Consider the following 17,376-nt stretch of genomic DNA (forward strand, 5'->3'; position numbering starts at 1 on the left):
CGGGCCGAATTCGGACAGAACGGTCACGCTCCCGGGTGACGGTACGTTCACGCGCTCGAACGCCGTGGCGTACGCCCTCGGGCGCGCCCCCGCGCCTCCGGAACGGCGATCGGGACCCGTTGTCGGACCCGCCCGCTACCGTGAACCGCATGGCCACCCGCAAACCCGCCGCCAAGGACCGCCCCTCGTACCGCTGCACCGAGTGCGGCTGGACGACCGTGAAGTGGCTCGGCCGCTGCGGCGAGTGCCAGGCCTGGGGCACGATCGAGGAGTACGGCGGCGCGCCCGCGGTGCGCACCACCGCGCCCGGCCGGGTCTCGGCGCCGGCCCGGCCGATCGGCCAGGTGGACGGCCGGCAGGCCACCGCGCGCTCCACGGGCGTGCCCGAGCTGGACCGCGTGCTGGGCGGCGGCCTCATCCCGGGCGCCGTCGTGCTGCTCGCGGGCGAGCCGGGCGTCGGCAAGTCCACCCTGCTGCTGGACGTCGCGGCCAAGGCGTCCAACGCCCAGGCGCCGACGCTGTACGTCACGGGCGAGGAGTCCGCGTCGCAGGTGCGGCTGCGGGCCGACCGGATCGGCGCGCTCGCCGACCACCTCTACCTGGCGGCCGAGACCGACCTGGCCGCGGTGCTCGGTCACCTCGACGACGTCAAGCCGGGGCTGCTGATCCTGGACTCGGTGCAGACGGTGGCGTCCGCGGAGATCGACGGCGCACCCGGTGGCATGGCGCAGGTGCGCGAGGTCGCCGGCGCGCTGATCCGCGCCTCCAAGGAACGCGGCATGTCCACGCTGCTGGTGGGCCACGTCACCAAGGACGGCGCGATCGCGGGCCCGCGGCTGCTGGAGCACCTGGTGGACGTGGTGCTCAGCTTCGAGGGCGACCGGCACGCGCGGCTGCGGCTGATCCGCGGGGTCAAGAACCGGTTCGGGGCCACCGACGAGGTCGGCTGCTTCGAGCTGCACGACGAGGGCATCACGGGCCTGGCCGACCCGTCGGGGCTGTTCCTGACCCGGCGTGACGAGCCGGTGCCGGGGACGTGCCTGACAGTGACGCTCGAGGGCCGCCGCCCGCTGGTCGCCGAGGTGCAGGCGCTGACCGTCGACACCCAGATCCCCTCACCGCGGCGGACCACGTCGGGCCTGGAGACGTCGCGGGTGTCGATGATGCTGGCCGTGCTGGAGCAGCGCGGCCGGATCCGCTCGATCGGCAAGCAGGACATCTACACCGCGACCGTGGGCGGGGTGAAGCTGTCGGAGCCGGCCGCGGACTTGGCGGTGGCCCTGGCGCTGGCCAGCGCGGCCATCGACACCCCGCTGCCGAAGAACCTGGTGGCGGTCGGCGAGGTGGGGCTGGCAGGGGAGGTGCGGCGGGTCACCGGTGTGCAGCGGCGCTTGTCGGAGGCGCACCGGCTGGGCTTCACGCACGCCCTCGTGCCCCCGGACCCGGGCAAGATCCCGCCGGGCATGAAGGTGATCGAAGTCGCGGACATAGGCGATGCGCTGCGTGCGCTCCCCCAGCGCAGGCCGCGTCCCACCACCGGCTGAGCGCCCTCCTCCCGGCGGCTGCCCGCCCCCTCCTGCACGGAAGACGTAAACTTTGCCCTGGTCTCGCCTCTCGCCGAGTCGGCAGTGGGCATCCGTAGCTACCGGAGGATTGCAGAGTGGCAGCCAAGGACGGAGCAGGGGGCACCGCCCCGGCCCGTAGGGCGGCAGGGGACTCTGCCGGCAGGTCCGGCGCAGGTCCTGGCGCCGACGGTGGGCTGATGCGCGCCCCGCTGAGCGCGGTCGCACCCGGAACGCAGCTGCGTGACGGCCTGGAGCGCATCGTCCGGGGCAACACCGGCGGCCTGATCGTGCTGGGCATGGACAAGACCGTCGAGTCCCTGTGCACCGGCGGTTTCGTGCTGGACGTGGAGTTCACCGCGACGCGGCTGCGCGAGCTGTGCAAGCTGGACGGCGCGATGATCCTCGACAAGGACATCACCAAGATCCTGCGGGCCGGTGTGCAGCTCGTGCCGGACCCGGCCATCCCCACCGAGGAGACCGGCACCCGGCACCGCACCGCGGACCGCGTCAGCCAGCAGGTCAACTTCCCGGTGATCTCGGTCAGCCAGTCGATGCGGGTGATCGCCCTGTACGTGGACGGGCAGCGCCGGGTCCTGGAGGACTCCGCGGCGATCCTGTCGCGTGCCAACCAGGCGCTGGCCACCCTGGAGCGGTACAAGCTGCGGCTCGACGAGGTCGCCGGCACCCTGTCCGCGCTGGAGATCGAGGACCTGGTGACGGTCCGGGACGTCACGGCCGTCGCGCAGCGGCTGGAGATGGTGCGCCGGATCGCGACCGAGATCGCCGAGTACGTCGTGGAGTTGGGCACCGACGGCCGGCTGCTGGCGCTGCAGCTCGACGAGCTGATCGCGGGCGTGGAGCCCGAACGCGAGCTGGTGGCCCGGGACTACGTGCCCGAGCCGACCGCCAAGCGCAGCCGCACGGTCACCGAGGCGATGGCCGAACTGGACGCGCTGCCGCAGAGCGAGTTGATCGAACTCGTCTCCGTGGCCCGCGCGTTGGGTTACACCGGCTCACCGGAGTCGCTGGACTCCGCGGTCTCGCCGCGCGGTTACCGCCTCCTGGCGAAGGTGCCGCGGCTGCCGAACACGGTCATCGAGCGTCTGGTGGAGCACTTCGGCGGGCTGCAGAAGCTGCTGGCCGCCAGCGTGGACGACCTGCAGCGGGTGGACGGCGTCGGCGAGGCCCGGGCGCGCTCGGTGCGCGAGGGCCTGTCGCGGCTGGCGGAGTCCTCGATCCTCGAACGCTACGTCTGATCGCCGGGGGCTTCGGCCCGTACGTCTGATCGCCGGGGGCTTCGGCCGCCCTGCGTCCGGTCAGTCGGACGAGAGCACGAACGACACCTGCTTCGACCCGTAGCCGGACATCTGCGCCGACACCAGGTACGTGGTGCCCAGCGCCGCCTGCTGCCCCTTCGGGCTCGCGCACTTCGCCGAGCTGTTCTTCTCGTTCCAGTGCACGGTGTACGTCGTCGAGCCGTGCGCCGGCACCTGCATCAGGTACGCGCCGGTCTTGGGGCAGTCGTCGCTGGCCCACACATGGCTGTTGTCGGTGGCCTTGGTGACGGTGAACACCGCCTTGGCCGGGCCGAAGTCCACCTTGCAGGTGACCTCGGAGGTGTTGGTGGCGGTCAGCCGGAACGCCGGTGTCTCACCGGGCCCGTAGGAGTTCTGCGCGCTGGCGAGCGCCAACTGCACGGAACCGGGGGCGCAGTCGGGCAGCGTGGAGCCGACGGGCAGTTCCCCGCCGCTCGTCGCGTCCGACGCGGATCCGCCGGAGCCGCCGCCGTCGCTCGTGCCGCCCGACGAGCCCGCGGTGCCGCCGCCCGTGCCGTCCGAGCCGGCGGTGCCGGAGCCCGCCGTGTCCGAGCCGGCCGAGCCGGCCGTGCCGCCGCTGCCCGCGCCGTCCGAACTGCCGCTGCCCGCACCGCCGTCGGTGGAGCCGTCACTGGGCGCGGTGTCGCGTCCGCCGGGGCGGCCGCTGATGTGGGTGCCGGTGGGCGCCGGGCCCGCGGTGATCGTGGCGACCGGTGTGTGGGAGCCGGTTGGCCCGCCGGAGCCCTTGCCACCGCCGCCGCCACCGGAGTTGACCGCCCACACCACGAGAACGACCGCCAGCGCGAGCAGGCACAGCACAACGGCCCGCCGCCGCCAGTAAATCGAGGACGGAAGAGGTCCCACGGGATTGCGCATCGAGCCCACAGACGCACTCTAGGGGAGATCAGTCGTGCGCCGTCGCCACACGCGCCGCTGGGCGCCCGCTCTTTGCGGATGATCACGTTTAACCGCCAGACCGGTCACCGAGCGTGCCCTGACGGTGGCATGTGCGAGGATCGGAGTGCCATGAGCACAGACCCCCACACTTCCCCCCGCACCGGCTCCGCGGGCTCCGGAGCCGTCACCCCGCCGTCCGCGGTGCCGGCTTCGCCGACCGCCCCCGCCGCCCTGATCACCGCGGCCGCCAACCGGCCGTCGACGGCCCGGCCGCCGTCCGTCGCCGCGGCCGTGCGGCCGACCGCCGCGTCCTCGGTGCCGCCGCACCCCCAGGCCGTGGCCGAGCTGCACGACCTGGTGATCGACTGGTTCGACGACAACGCCCGGGATCTGCCGTGGCGCCGGCCGGACGCGGGCGCGTGGTCGGTGATGGTCAGTGAGTTCATGCTGCAGCAGACGCCGGTCAGCCGGGTGCTGCCGGTGCACCAGGAGTGGCTGGCCCGCTGGCCGCGTCCGGCCGACCTCGCCGAGGAGCCGCCGGGCGAGGCGGTACGCGCCTGGGGCCGGCTCGGCTATCCGCGCCGGGCGCTGCGGCTGCACGCGGCGGCGACCGCCATAGCGCAGCGGCACGGCGGTGAAGTCCCGCACGAGCACGACGCGTTGCTGGCGCTGCCGGGCGTCGGCGAGTACACCGCGGCGGCCGTCGCCTCGTTCGCCTACGGGCGGCGGCACGTGGTGCTGGACACCAATGTGCGGCGGGTGTTCGCCCGGCTGGTGTCGGGCACGGCCTACCCGCCCAACGCGACGACGGCGGCCGAGCGCCGCACGGCCGGCGGTCTGCTGCCCGCCGACGAGGCGACCGCCGCGCGCTGGGCGGCGGCCACGATGGAGCTGGGCGCGCTGGTGTGCTCCGCCCGCTCCCCGGAGTGCGGGCGCTGCCCGGTGGCGTCGCGCTGCGCCTGGCGGCTGGCGGGTTCGCCGGCGCACGACGGACCGCCGCGCAAGGGCCAGTCCTACGCGGGCACGGACCGCCAGGTGCGCGGCCGGCTGCTGGCGGTGCTGCGGGCGTCGCGGGAACCGGTGGCGCAGTCGGCGCTGGACGCGGTCTGGCACGAGCCGGTCCAGCGCGCCCGGGCTTTGGACGGTCTGGTCGAGGACGGCCTGGTCGAGCCGCTGGCCGGCGGGACGTACCGGCTGCCTCTCTGAGCCGCTCCACCGCTTTGTCCGGTTTATCGGCTTACTTATGCGCTCTGAATAAACGGACAATACGCCACTTGTCGCGATCTGTGCCACGGTCGTTACACAACCGATGGGTTGCTGTGCGTCCGCTGTGCGCTCGTGGTCGCGAAAGCCCAACATCCGCTCCGTAGCGTCACTCTCGGTCGGCGGGAGTCCTCCCCCGGCCGGGACATCAGACAGACGGGGCGGAGGCACCAATGACGGCGGACGGCGCGGTACTGGAGTTCGAGGATTACGTTCGGACGCGACAGGACGCCCTGCTGCGCAGCGCCCGCCGGCTGGTCCCCGACCCCATCGACGCACAGGACCTCGTCCAGACCGCACTGGTGCGCACCTACCCCCGCTGGGAGGGCATCGCGGACAAGGCCCTGGCTGACGCGTACATGCGGCGTGTGATGATCAACACCCGCACGGAGTGGTGGCGCAACCGCAAACTGGAGGAAGTGCCCTCCGCCGAACTTCCCGAGGCCAGCATCGACGACGGCGCCGAGCAGCGGGCCGACCGCGAGATGCTGCGGGACGCGATGCGGGTGCTCGCGCCCAAGCAGCGCCAGGTCGTGATCATGCGCCACTACGGCCAGCTCTCCACCGAGGAGACGGCCCGCGCCCTGGGGATGTCCACGGGTACGGTGAAGAGCACCCTGCACCGCGCGCTGGCCCGCCTGCGGTACGAACTGGAGCACGGCACCTACGGCTATTCGCGAAGGGAGAGCGTGTGCGCCGCATAGCCTCCCTCGCCACGGCGGGCGCGCTGGTCTGCGTGTGCGCCGTGGTTGCCGGCTGCGGCACCTCCGTGACCGGAGTCCGCAGGGAGGGGCCCGCGCCGACCGAGACCGTCAAGCCGCGTTCCACCACCGCGCCCGCCATCGCCGGAAACCCGGCGGCGCTGGCCACCATGATCCGCAAGGACGACAGCGTCAGTGCCGACGTGCGCGAGGACCTCACCCCGTGCAAGAACGACGACTACCCGATGGACACCGACTCCGGGAACCTCACCTCCGGTGACGGACCCGACCTCGTGGTGAACATCATGACCTGCGGCGACGGCCTGGGGGTGGCCTCGTACGTGTACCGGATGGTCGGCGGCAAGTACCGATGCGTCTTCGCCGACGAGCACTCCGGCGTGTACGGGACGGTCGACAGCGGCCGGCTCCAGGTGATCCACGAGGTCTACCGCTCCGACGACCCGGTCGCCTACCCGACCGGGGAGGAGTCGTCGATCTACGTGTGGCGCGCTGACCAGTTCGTGCAGATCGCCCGCACCTACCAGGACTACGGGGCCAAGACGCCGACCGCGTCGCCCGAGCCGCTGGCCACCGACCCCGTGCCGGTGCCCGACTCCGACCCCGTCGACCCGGGGCTGCCCTCGGCCAAGGCGTCGGGCGCGCCGGCCGGCGAACCGTCGCCCCAGGCATCGGGTGGTACGGCTCGTGCGCCGTCTGGGGGACGATAGGCGCATGACGGCCACCCACGTTCTGTTCGTCGAGGACGACGACGTCATCCGCGAGGCGACCACGCTCGCCCTCGAACGCGACGGCTTCCAGGTCACCGCGGCCCCTGACGGGCTCACCGGCCTGGACGCCTTCCGCACCAAGCAGCCCGACCTCGCGCTGCTCGACGTCATGGTGCCCGGCCTGGACGGGGTGAGCCTGTGCCGCCGGATCCGGGACGAGTCCACCGTCCCGGTCATCATGGTGTCGGCGCGCGCCGACGCCATCGACGTCGTGCTCGGCCTGGAGGCCGGCGCCGACGACTATGTCACCAAGCCCTTCGACGGCGCGGTGCTGGTGGCCCGCATCCGGGCCGTACTGCGCCGCTTCCGCACCGCCTCGGCCGGGGACCCGGACGACGAGGGCGGCGCGCTGCTGGCCTTCGGCGACATCGCGATCGACCCCGAGGGCATGGAGGTCACCCGGGCCGGCGAGCGCCTCGCGCTCACCCCGACCGAGATGCGGCTGCTGCTGGAGTTCGCCCAGGCGCCCGGCACCGTGCTGTCCCGGGACCGCCTGCTGGAGCGGGTGTGGGACTACGAGTGGGGCGGCGACACCCGCGTGGTCGACGTCCACGTCCAGCGGCTGCGCGCCAAGATCGGCCAGGACCGGATCGACACGGTGCGCGGCTTCGGCTACAAGCTGCGGGCCTGAGCCGTGCGCACGTTCTTCCGCAGCGGTCTGCGCTGGAAGCTGAGCGCGGCCATCGCCGTGGTCTCGGCGCTGGTCGCCGTCGCGCTGAGCGTGTGGGTGCACAACGCCGCCCGGGTCAGCATGATCAACAGCACCCGGGACGTGCAGGACGAGAAGGTGCAGTCCGCGCTGCGGATCTACGAGCTCACCGGACATCCGGCGTTCTTCGCCAAGATCGACGACCCGGCCCTGCCGCAGCCGCTGAAGGACTACGCCGCCAAGAACCAGCGGGCCACGTTCGTCCAGGAGAACAAGCACGGCGCCCCCACGGTGTGGGCGGAGACGCCGCTGAGCGACGGCCGGGTGCTGTCGCTCAAGGGCGCGTTCACCGACCGCTACTCGGTGCTGGTGGACCTCGACCAGGCGCTGGTGGTCGGCTCGATCGCGGTGGTCGGCGGCGGCACCGCGATCGGCGTGCTGATCGGCGGCCGCATGTCGCGGCGGCTGCGCAAGGCGGCGACCGCGGCCCGCCGGGTCGCCGACGGCGACAACCAGGTGCGGGTCCGCGAGGCGATCGGCGGCCGCCGGGTCCGGGACGAGACCGACGAGCTGGCCAGAGCCGTCGACGCCATGGCCGACGCCCTGCAGCTGCGGCTGGAGGCCGAACGGCGGGTGACCGCCGACATCGCGCACGAGCTGCGCACCCCGGTCACCGGCCTGGTCACCGCGACCGAGCTGCTGCCGCCCGGACGTCCGTCCGAGCTGGTCAGGGACCGGGTGCACGCCCTGCGCACGCTGGTCGAGGACGTCCTGGAGGTGGCCCGGCTGGACGGCGCGGCCGAGCAGGCCGACCTGGCGGAGGTGCCGCTCGGCGAGTTCGTCAAACGCCGCGTCCCGGTGCTGGCGCCCGAAGCGGAGGTCCGCATCGACGAGGACGCGGTGGTGCAGACCGACCCGCGCCGTCTGGAGCGGATCCTCGGCAACCTGCTGGCCAACGCGGCCCGCCACGGCCGTCCGCTCATCGAGGTGGTCGTCGACGGCCCCTTCCTGCGGGTGCGCGACCACGGCCCGGGCTTCCCCGAGGACCTGCTGCGGGAGGGGCCGAGCCGGTTCCGCACCGGCAGCAGCGACCGGTCCGGCAGCGGGCACGGCCTCGGCCTGACCATCGCCACCGGTCAGGCCCGGGTGTTGGGGGCCCGTCTCACCTTCCGCAACGCCCCTCCCGAGGACGGCGGCGGCGCGGTCGCCCAGTTGCTGCTGCCGCGCTGACGCCCGGGGGCGGCAGCGCGGCTGGCGGCGGGACGGGGCCGCCGGCGCGGGCCCCTGACGGCGGTCGGCTCAGAGAGCGTCGGCCAGGACCGGCTGGTCCTCGGCGGCCGGGGCCGCCTTGGCGGCGGCGCCGCGCAGCGGGGTCTCCACCAGGAACCAGGCGGCGATGAAGCCCGCGATGCTGACCAGCGCACCCCACAGGAACACCGTGTGCGTGCCCGAGGCCACCGCGTGGAAGTAGGCGTCCTTCATGGCGGGCGGGAACTTGGCGATGGTCGCCGGGTCGAGCTGGGCGCCGCTCTTGGTCGCCGCGGCGCCCTGACCGCCGGCGCCGCTCTGCATGGCGTGCTGCACCTTGTGGGTGAAGAGCGCGCCGAAGAGCGAGACGCCGAAGGAGCCGCCGATCGTCCGGAACAGGGTGGCCGACGAGGAGCCGACGCCGATGTCCTTCAGGTCCACGCTGTTCTGGGCGATCAGCATGGTGATCTGCATGATGAAGCCCATGCCCGCGCCCAGGACGGCCATGAACAGCCCGGAGGTCAGGCGGGTGGTGTGCACGCCCATCGTGGACAGCAGGTAGAGGCCGACGATGATCAGCGCGCCGCCGGTGACCGGGAAGATCTTGTACTTGCCGGTGGAGGTGGTGACCCGGCCGGCGACCATCGACACGGCCATCATCGACAGCAGCATCGGCAGCAGGAGCAGGCCGGAGTTGGTGGCCGACGCGCCCTGCACGGTCTGCTGGAACAGCGGCAGGAACGTCATCGAGCCGAACATCGTGAAGCCGACCAGGAAGCCGATCAGCGAGATCAGCGTGAAGTTCCCGCTGCGGAAGATGCGCAGCGGCAGGATCGGTTCCGCGGCCCGGGTCTCGGCGTAGAGGAAGCCGGCCAGTGCGGCCAGGCCCAGCACCAGCAGGCCGATGATCATGCCGGAGCCCCAGGCGTACTGCGTGCCGCCCCAGGTGGTGAGCAGCACCAGGGAGGTGATGGCCACGGTGAGCAGGACGGCGCCGAGGTAGTCGATGCGGCTCTGCGTGCGCTTCTTCGGCAGGTGCAGCACGATCGTGATCATCGCCAGTGCGGCCGCGCCGATCGGCAGGTTGATGTAGAAGCTCCAGCGCCATCCCCAGTTGTCGGTGATGGAGCCGCCGACCAGCGGGCCGCCGATCATGGCGATCGCCATGACACCGGCCGTCATGCCCTGGTACTTGCCGCGCTCACGGGGCGGGATGAGCTCGCCGATGATCGACATCACGCCGACGATCAGACCGCCGGCGCCCAGGCCCTGCAGGGCGCGGAAGGTGATCAGCTGGTCCATGGACTGCGAGGCGCCGGACAGCGCCGAACCGGCCAGGAACATCACGATCGAGGTCAGGAAGATGTTCTTGCGGCCGTACATGTCGCCGAGCTTGCCCCAGATGGGCGTCGAGGTGGCGGTGGCCAGGGTGTAGGCGGTGACCACCCAGGACAGGTGGTTGAGGCCGCCGAGTTCGCCGACGATCGTCGGCATCGCGGTACCGATGATCATGTTGTCGAGCATCGCGAGCAGCATCGCGATCATCAGGCCGCCCATGACCACGCGCACACTGCGCTGACGTGGCTCCTTGGCGACGGCGGGCTGTTCGGTCCGGGACATGACCGTGCGTCCTCCCCCGTGCGAGGGCGGTCTCTTCAGTGGTACTTACTTGCCGCCCGGCTAGTCTGTTGTCGACAGCAAGTTACGACCTCTACTAGCCGGGCGTCAAGTAAGTGCGTAGTCTCGCGGTGAGGCCCTACCGTGGGGGGTCATCGGGCCCGTCACGGCCGACCGACACGGCGTGACGCGTAGTGCAGCAGGAGAGCGACAGCCAATGGCCACACCGCACCATCCGCGCAGGGGCGACACTCGCCGCCGGATCCAGCAGGTCGCCCTGCAGTTGTTCGCCGAGCACGGCTACGAGAAGACCTCGCTGCGGGAGATCGCCGAGCGGCTGGAGGTCACCAAGGCCGCGCTGTACTACCACTTCAAGACCAAGGAGGACATCCTCAGCAGCATCGCCGAGGACCTCACGCGGCCCATCCACGAGCTGATCGACTGGGCCGAGAGCCAGCCGCGCACCCTGGAGGTCAAGCAGGAGGTGCTGCGCCGCTACAGCGACATCCTGTGGAACTCCGCGGACCTCTTCCGCTTCATCCAGGAGAACCAGGCCACCGTCCGCGACCTCACCGTCGGTGAGACCTTCCGCAACTCCATGATGGCGCTGGGCAACCTGCTGAAGGACCCGGAGGCGCCGATGGCCGCGCAGGTACGCAGCGTCACGGCGCTGTTCGCGATGCACGCCGGGATGTTCGTGACGCAGAACGTCGAGGGCGACCCGGAGGAGAAGCGCGCGGCCATCCTCGAGGTCGCCCTCGATCTCGTCGCCCAGGCGGAGACGAACGTCGCCGCAGGCTGACACACCGGAAGGCCCGAGCGGAATCCGCTCAGGCCTTCTCTCAGGTGTCACACGCAGGTGTCACGCGCAGGGGTCACCGGCGGTGTCACGCAACCGGTTCTGCCGGGTCACCCCGAAGCGCCGGTTCCTGGGATCAGGCGTTGACGCCGTGGACCTTCAGGAAGTGCAGCGGCTCGACCGAGGAGCCGTAGTACGGCGTGGTCCGGACCTCGAAGTGCAGGTGCGGGCCGGTCGAGTTGCCGGTGGAGCCGGACTTGCCGATCTCCTCGCCGGTGGTGACCTTCTCGCCCAGGTGGACCTCGATCTTCGAGAGGTGGCCGTACTGGGTGTACAGGTGCGAGCCGTGCTTGATCACGATGTTGTTGCCGTAGGCGCCGCCCCAGCCGGCGGTGACGACGGTGCCGGTGTGGGCGGCACGCACGGTGCTGCCGCTCGGCACGACGAAGTCCTGACCGGAGTGCTTGTGGATCCAGTGCGGGCCCGCCTGCGCGTAGCCCGCGCCCAGCACGTAGTGCGTGGTCGGGGTCACCCAGCCGTTGACCCGGGCCTTCGCCTCGGCGGCCTTCTTCGCCTCGTTGGCCTTCTTGGCCTCGGCGGCAGCCTTGGCGTCGGCGGCCTTCTTCACCGCGGCGGCCTTCTGGTCCGCGGCCTGCTTCTGCACGGCCTGGACGGCGCTGCTCGCCACCGGGGCGGTCGCGCCCTCGTGGTGCGCGGGGGCCGCGGCCATGGCTGCGGTCGAACCCAGCGCGATCGCCGCGACCAGTCCGCCGGTCACCACGGCGACCCGGCCGCCGGTGACGGACTTCAGGGTGCGGTTCTTCATCGTCGAGATCTTGCGCATGGAGAAATAACCTCACTGAATCGGGAGAGCAGCAGATTCCGTCTGCGGCCCGCTGCGAATCATTGGTAACCCGGCATTCAGCGAGGGGGCAAGGGCCCCCATTACTACCCGAAGTCGTAGAAAAGGCCCCGCTCGTATCCCTGACTCACCGGGTGGTTTTGCTCCGTTTGCGCCCGAATTGCCCGGTCGCCCGCCGTGCGGGCCTTCGGCTGCCCTGTCCCCACCCTGTGGACGGACCGCCCCGCCCCGGCCCCCGACTATTTCCCTTAGTAAGTGGCGTGCCTCACGTGCGGCACATCACCCGGGACCCCCATTTCCCCCGAATTCACCCCTCATCTCCCGTGTGGCCCGGACCACAATTCCACCCCCGAATTCCCCCCGCAGCGTGGCCGCGCTCACGCCCTCTCCCCCGCATTCGCCCACGAAAAAGGCCCTGGCCCCGGACCGGGGTGATGGTCCGGGGCCGGGGGCCTCCCGCGCGGCTCCCTACGTCGACTTCGACGGGAAGGTGCCGGTGTCCACGGTGAACGCCTCCCCGGTACTCAGCCGTACATCGAAGGACTCCCCGTAGCGGACCTCCGTCCGTTCTCCGTACCCGGTGCCCTGAGGCTGCTCGAACACCGTGCAGATCCGCGTGAAGGGGTCGGCGACGACGTACACCCCTACTCCGTAGCGCCCGTACTTCTCGACCTTCAGCACGTAGTCGTTCGGGTCGCCCGGGCGGGAGACGACCTCGAAGGCGGCTAGCAGGTCCACGCAGGTGAAGCGGTTCTGGGTCCGGTGCGCACCGTTGTCGAGGATCGCCACGTCCGGGGCGGACGACGTCTCATCGGGAAAGTCGATGGCGACGTCGCTCACCAGTCGCTCCCGGGTGAGGCCGGTCCGTCGGGCGGCCGACTTGATCTCGTCGATCGTCCAGTCCTGCTCCGGGGTCCGTGGGGTCATCACGACCTTCCCGTCGAGAATCTCGATCTTGAAACCCTCGGTGCTCATGGTGGCGTCGATCTCCCGCCACAGCTCGTCGAGAACGGTCATCGGCCAACCCCCTCACTGGCGGCGCACGCGGCGCACACAGGTGCTTCCCGTGCCTGTGGAGCCAAAAATAAGGCCCCGGCCCCGGACCAGGGTGATGGTCCGGGGCCGGGGCCCGTGGGAAGGGTGGCGCTACCGCGCCGGAGGCGTCACGCCTCCTTGGAGAGGTTCGGCGGACCGCTCGCCGTCTCGACGGGCGGAGCGTCGGCCACGGTGACCTTCTCCTCGCCGCGGAAGGTGAACTTCGCAGTCTCGCCCTCGCCCTCGACGTCCACGACGACGATGTGGCCGGGGCGCAGCTCGCCGAAGAGGATCTTCTCGGACAGCGAGTCCTCGATCTCCCGCTGGATCGTGCGGCGCAGCGGCCGGGCGCCGAGCACCGGGTCGTAGCCCCGCTTGGACAGCAGGACCTTGGCCTCGGTGGACAGCTCGATGCCCATGTCGCGGTCGCGCAGCCGCTCGTCCACCCGGCCGATCATCAGGTCGACGATCTGCAGGATGTCGTCCTGGCTGAGCTGCGGGAAGACGATCACGTCGTCCACACGGTTCAGGAACTCCGGCCGGAAGTGCTGCTTCAGCTCGTCGCTGACCTTCGCCTTCATCCGGTCGTACCCGGACTTCGTGTCGCCCTGGGCGGCGAAGCCCAGGTTGAAGCCCTTGGAGATGTCCCGGGTGCCGAGGTTGGTCGTCATGATGATGACCGTGTTCTTGAAGTCCACGACCCGGCCCTGGGAGTCGGTCAGGCGACCGTCCTCCAGGATCTGCAGCAGGCTGTTGAAGATGTCCGGGTGGGCCTTCTCGACCTCGTCGAAGAGGACGACGGAGAACGGCTTGCGGCGCACCTTCTCGGTGAGCTGGCCGCCCTCCTCGTACCCGACGTAGCCGGGAGGCGAGCCGAACAGCCGCGAGACGGTGTGCTTCTCGCTGAACTCCGACATGTCCAGGGAGATCAGGGCGTCCTCGTCGCCGAAGAGGAACTCGGCGAGCGCCTTGGACAGCTCGGTCTTACCCACGCCGGACGGGCCGGCGAAGATGAACGAGCCACCGGGGCGCTTCGGGTCCTTCAGACCGGCGCGGGTACGGCGGATCGCCTTGGACAGGGCCTGGACGGCGTCCTTCTGGCCGATGACGCGCTTGTGGAGCTCGTCCTCCATGCGCAGCAGCCGGGAGGACTCCTCCTCGGTGAGCTTGAAGACCGGGATGCCGGTGGCGGTGGCGAGGACCTCGGCGATCAGCTCGCCGTCGACCTCGGCGACGACGTCCATGTCGCCGGCCTTCCACTCCTTCTCCCGCTTGGCCTTCGCGGCGAGGAGCTGCTTCTCGTTGTCCCGCAGGGCGGCGGCCTTCTCGAAGTCCTGCGAGTCGATCGCGGACTCCTTCTCCCGGCGCACGTCGGCGATCTTCTCGTCGAACTCGCGCAGGTCCGGCGGCGCGGTCATCCGGCGGATCCGCATCCGGGAGCCGGCCTCGTCGATCAGGTCGATCGCCTTGTCCGGCAGGAAGCGGTCCGAGATGTAGCGGTCGGCCAGGGTGGCCGCCTGCACCAGGGCCTCGTCCGTGATGGATACCCGGTGGTGCGCCTCGTAGCGGTCGCGCAGACCCTTGAGGATCTCGATGGTGTGCGGGAGCGACGGCTCCGCGACCTGGATGGGCTGGAAGCGGCGCTCCAGGGCCGCGTCCTTCTCCAGGTACTTGCGGTACTCGTCCAGGGTGGTGGCGCCGATGGTCTGCAGCTCGCCGCGGGCCAGCATCGGCTTCAGGATCGAGGCCGCGTCGATCGCGCCCTCGGCCGCGCCGGCGCCGACCAGGGTGTGCAGCTCGTCGATGAACAGGATGATGTCGCCGCGGGTGCGGATCTCCTTGAGCACCTTCTTCAGGCGCTCCTCGAAGTCACCGCGGTAACGGGAGCCCGCCACCAGAGCGCCCAGGTCCAGCGTGTAGAGCTGCTTGTCCTTGAGCGTCTCGGGCACCTCGCCCTTGACGATCGCCTGGGCCAGGCCCTCGACGACGGCGGTCTTGCCGACGCCGGGCTCGCCGATCAGGACGGGGTTGTTCTTGGTACGGCGGGACAGCACCTGCATGACCCGCTCGATCTCCTTCTCGCGCCCGATCACCGGGTCGAGCTTGGTCTCACGAGCGGCCTGGGTCAGGTTGCGGCCGAACTGGTCCAGCACGAGCGAGGTCGAGGGGGTGCCCTCGGCCGGCCCGCCGGCCGTGGCCGACTCCTTCCCGCCGGAGTAGCCGGACAGCAGCTGGATGACCTGCTGCCGCACCCGGTTGAGGTCGGCGCCCAGCTTCACCAGGACCTGGGCGGCGACGCCCTCGCCCTCGCGAATCAGGCCGAGCAGGATGTGCTCGGTGCCGATGTAGTTGTGACCGAGCTGAAGGGCCTCGCGGAGCGACAGCTCCAGGACCTTCTTCGCCCGGGGCGTGAAGGGGATGTGCCCGGACGGGGCCTGCTGGCCCTGGCCGATGATCTCCTCCACCTGCTGGCGGACCGCCTCGAGCGAAATCCCGAGGCTCTCCAGGGCCTTAGCGGCGACACCCTCACCCTCATGGATCAGGCCCAGAAGGATGTGCTCGGTGCCGATGTAGTTGTGGTTGAGCATCCGGGCTTCTTCCTGAGCCAGGACGACAACCCGCCGCGCGCGGTCGGTGAACCTCTCGAACATCGTTAATCGCTCCTCAGAGCGGTCGGGCAGTGAGGGGTCGGTCCCCTCCCTGTCCTTCCGCATGCTAGTCCCGCACAGCGGCGCCGCTCACGTATCACCCCCGCATCCCACAGGGAAACACAGGGCAAGCCGCGCTACCGGCTGACGTCACTCCCACAACCTCGATGGTGCGAGACGATGTTCCCGCAGGCCAGGCGAATACCCCGTTATCAAGTACGCCCGTGGCGAACGCCCGTCCCGCCTGCTCGAACACCAGCCCTTCTCACTAGGTACTTCTTACCCTCCGCTGCCGGTAATCCACACGGCGCGGCCGTTTCGAGTGCGCTACGGGCGAACACGGTCGCGGGGCCCAGAGGGGTTTCCGGCGCCTGCGGGCGCCGGCGGGCGATCCCCCGGGCCACTGCCGGGCGTCCAGCAGGGAATCACCGCCCGCATCCGGGCGAAGACGATGCGTAACTCCCGCTCCGGGGGGCAGTTGCTCTCGGTATGGGCTGGTACGAGCACGAGCTGGGGTGGCCGGTGGCCGGGACGCCGCCCGGTCTGGTCACGGGCGAGCGGTTCGACGCGCTGGACGTGCCGGCCGAGGCGGGCTTCGCCATGCTGAGCCGCTTCTCGCGGCCCGAGCAACTGGGGCCCGTCGCGCTCGACGGGCACCGGATCCGGCTGCTGGTGGCCGCGGGATCGGCCGAGGAGCTGCCGGGGCTCCTGGAGTGGCTGGAGTGGGGCGGCGTCGCCCTGGACCTGGCCGCCCTGGGGTCAGGCCGGCTGATGCGCGCGCCGGCCCATCCCGAGTGGGTCCGCCGGGAGGCCGCGTACGACCGGTCGGCACCGGTGTGGCTGCGGCCTCCTCGGCCGGGGATCGACGTGGAATCCGCCGTGCCCACGCTGCGTGTCTGCGACCGCGCCGATGGATCGGGGGTGCCCATCGGGCTGACGGCCCTGGTGGCCGCGCTGGCGACCGCCTGTCACCGGATCACGCTGCGGACCCGCGTCCGGGATCAGCTGTGGGCCGTCTCGTACGCCTCGCGGATGGCCGCGGGGACGCGCCCGCGGTCGTTGACCTCGTAGCCCTTCTCCTTCGCCCAGGCGCGGATCTTGGCGGTGTCGGGACCGGACGCGCCACCACCGCTGCGAGCCGCCTTGGTGCGCCCCCGCCCGGCCCGTCCACCGGTACGGCGGCCACGGTCCGTGTACGGGTTCAGCAGACCGCGCAACTTGTCGGCATTCTCAGTGGTGAGGTCGATCTCGTACGTCACACCGTCGAGAGCGAACGTGACTGTCTCGTCCGCCTCTCCTCCGTCGAGGTCGTCAACAAGAAGGACCTGAACCTTCTGTGCCACCGGCTTCCCTTTCATCGAAAACGGATTAACGGTAAAAGCAAAGCGCCTTTCCGCGGAAAACTCAAACCCCTTGCGCGAAGAGGTTCGCCCGAGGTAGCGCGATCCGGACAAACCGGGTCCCTCACAGTTGCAGCAGCATGCGACTGTTGCCCAAGGTGTTCGGTTTCACTCGCTCCAGGTCCAGGAACTCCGCGACACCCTCGTCATTGGAACGGAGCAGCTCGCCGAAGACATCGCCGTCCACCGGGGTCTCGCCGATCTCCACGAAGCCGTGCTTGGCGAAGAAGTCCACTTCGAAGGTCAGGCAGAAAATGCGCCGGACTCCCAGCCACCGGGCGGTGTCCAGCAACTTGGCCAGCACGTGGTGGCCGACGCCCTTGCCGCGCAGGTCCGTGTGCACGGCCAGCGTCCTGACCTCGGCCAGGTCCTCCCACATCACGTGCAGCGCGCCGCACGCCACGACCGAGGCGTCCTCGTCCCGTTCGGCCACCCAGAACTCCTGGATGTCCTCATAAAGGGTCACGGTGGCCTTGTCGAGCAGGATGCCGTCACGGACATAGGAGTCCAGCAGGCCGCGTACGGCCGGGACATCGGCGGTGCGGGCACGGCGGATCGTGACGTCATTCGACATGAGGGCCATGGACG

General features: G+C 70.8%; 16 protein-coding genes. 9 read left to right on the forward strand and 7 right to left on the reverse strand.

Annotation, left to right across the window (positions count from 1 at the left end; translation table 11 throughout):
- Positions 1-149 precede the first annotated feature (149 nt).
- On the forward strand, positions 150-1,544 hold the full coding sequence (radA, locus tag K7862_RS21420) for a DNA repair protein RadA (RefSeq protein WP_222964935.1): 1,395 nt from the start codon (positions 150-152) through the stop codon (positions 1,542-1,544).
- A 218-nt stretch (positions 1,545-1,762) separates the two neighbouring features.
- Entirely contained in the window at positions 1,763-2,821 is a 1,059-nt protein-coding gene (disA, locus tag K7862_RS21425; protein WP_222964937.1) for a DNA integrity scanning diadenylate cyclase DisA, read from the forward strand.
- Positions 2,822-2,881: 60 nt separating this feature from the next.
- On the opposite strand, the gene K7862_RS21430 is transcribed toward disA, so the two are convergent.
- Positions 2,882-3,745 carry a hypothetical protein gene (locus K7862_RS21430; protein WP_308012107.1) on the reverse strand — a complete coding sequence of 288 codons (864 nt, stop codon included), beginning with the start codon at positions 3,743-3,745 and terminating at the stop codon, positions 2,882-2,884.
- A 162-nt stretch (positions 3,746-3,907) separates the two neighbouring features.
- Between K7862_RS21430 and K7862_RS21435 the strand changes: the two genes are divergently transcribed.
- The 5 genes from K7862_RS21435 (at position 3,908) to K7862_RS21455 (ending at position 8,409) form a co-directional block, all read left to right on the forward strand.
- Complete coding sequence (locus tag K7862_RS21435; protein WP_262413562.1) at positions 3,908-4,984, forward strand: iron-sulfur binding domain-containing protein; 1,077 nt, start codon at positions 3,908-3,910, stop codon at positions 4,982-4,984.
- A 230-nt stretch (positions 4,985-5,214) separates the two neighbouring features.
- Positions 5,215-5,745, forward strand: coding sequence for a SigE family RNA polymerase sigma factor (locus tag K7862_RS21440; protein WP_222964941.1), 531 nt, complete (start codon positions 5,215-5,217; stop codon positions 5,743-5,745).
- Positions 5,733-6,470 carry a hypothetical protein gene (locus tag K7862_RS21445; RefSeq protein WP_222964943.1) on the forward strand — a complete coding sequence of 246 codons (738 nt, stop codon included), beginning with the start codon at positions 5,733-5,735 and terminating at the stop codon, positions 6,468-6,470. Before K7862_RS21440 ends, K7862_RS21445 begins: the two co-directional genes overlap by 13 nt.
- A 4-nt stretch (positions 6,471-6,474) precedes the next feature.
- Positions 6,475-7,161, forward strand: coding sequence for a two-component system response regulator CseB (gene cseB, locus K7862_RS21450; protein WP_222964945.1), 687 nt, complete (start codon positions 6,475-6,477; stop codon positions 7,159-7,161).
- 3 nt (positions 7,162-7,164) lie between these two features.
- Positions 7,165-8,409, forward strand: a complete 1,245-nt coding sequence (locus tag K7862_RS21455) for a sensor histidine kinase (RefSeq protein WP_222964948.1) — start codon at positions 7,165-7,167, stop codon at positions 8,407-8,409.
- A 69-nt stretch (positions 8,410-8,478) separates the two neighbouring features.
- Here K7862_RS21455 and K7862_RS21460 read toward each other — a convergent pair whose 3' ends face one another.
- Entirely contained in the window at positions 8,479-10,047 is a 1,569-nt protein-coding gene (locus tag K7862_RS21460; RefSeq protein WP_222964950.1) for an MDR family MFS transporter, read from the reverse strand.
- Positions 10,048-10,261: 214 nt separating this feature from the next.
- On the opposite strand from K7862_RS21460, the gene K7862_RS21465 reads away from it, so the two are divergent.
- On the forward strand, positions 10,262-10,846 hold the full coding sequence (locus tag K7862_RS21465) for a TetR/AcrR family transcriptional regulator (RefSeq protein WP_222964953.1): 585 nt from the start codon (positions 10,262-10,264) through the stop codon (positions 10,844-10,846).
- Between the two features lie 133 nt (positions 10,847-10,979).
- Here K7862_RS21465 and K7862_RS21470 read toward each other — a convergent pair whose 3' ends face one another.
- From K7862_RS21470 to K7862_RS21480, 3 genes are all read right to left on the reverse strand, one after another.
- Entirely contained in the window at positions 10,980-11,687 is a 708-nt protein-coding gene (locus K7862_RS21470; RefSeq protein ID WP_222964955.1) for a M23 family metallopeptidase, read from the reverse strand.
- Positions 11,688-12,173: 486 nt separating this feature from the next.
- Positions 12,174-12,722: a Uma2 family endonuclease gene (locus K7862_RS21475; protein ID WP_262413563.1), complete on the reverse strand. Its 549-nt coding sequence runs from the start codon at positions 12,720-12,722 to the stop codon at positions 12,174-12,176.
- Positions 12,723-12,868: 146 nt separating this feature from the next.
- Positions 12,869-15,391: an ATP-dependent Clp protease ATP-binding subunit gene (locus K7862_RS21480; protein ID WP_222964957.1), complete on the reverse strand. Its 2,523-nt coding sequence runs from the start codon at positions 15,389-15,391 to the stop codon at positions 12,869-12,871.
- 486 nt (positions 15,392-15,877) lie between these two features.
- Here K7862_RS21480 and K7862_RS21485 point away from each other — a divergent pair, with 486 nt between their 5' ends.
- On the forward strand, positions 15,878-16,459 hold the full coding sequence (locus K7862_RS21485; protein WP_222964959.1) for an SCO3374 family protein: 582 nt from the start codon (positions 15,878-15,880) through the stop codon (positions 16,457-16,459).
- Here K7862_RS21485 and K7862_RS21490 read toward each other — a convergent pair.
- The gene (locus tag K7862_RS21490; protein WP_222965062.1) at positions 16,390-16,731 is read right to left on the reverse strand and encodes a histone-like nucleoid-structuring protein Lsr2; all 342 of its coding nucleotides are present in this window, start codon (positions 16,729-16,731) and stop codon (positions 16,390-16,392) included. The genes K7862_RS21485 and K7862_RS21490 overlap by 70 nt on opposite strands.
- Before the next feature lie 121 nt (positions 16,732-16,852).
- Positions 16,853-17,371, reverse strand: coding sequence for an amino-acid N-acetyltransferase (locus tag K7862_RS21495; RefSeq protein ID WP_222964961.1), 519 nt, complete (start codon positions 17,369-17,371; stop codon positions 16,853-16,855).
- Between the last annotated feature and the right edge of the window lie 5 nt (positions 17,372-17,376).

This window comes from Actinacidiphila acidipaludis (genome assembly GCF_019890725.1).
Classification (GTDB): Bacteria; Actinomycetota; Actinomycetes; order Streptomycetales; family Streptomycetaceae; genus Actinacidiphila; species Actinacidiphila acidipaludis.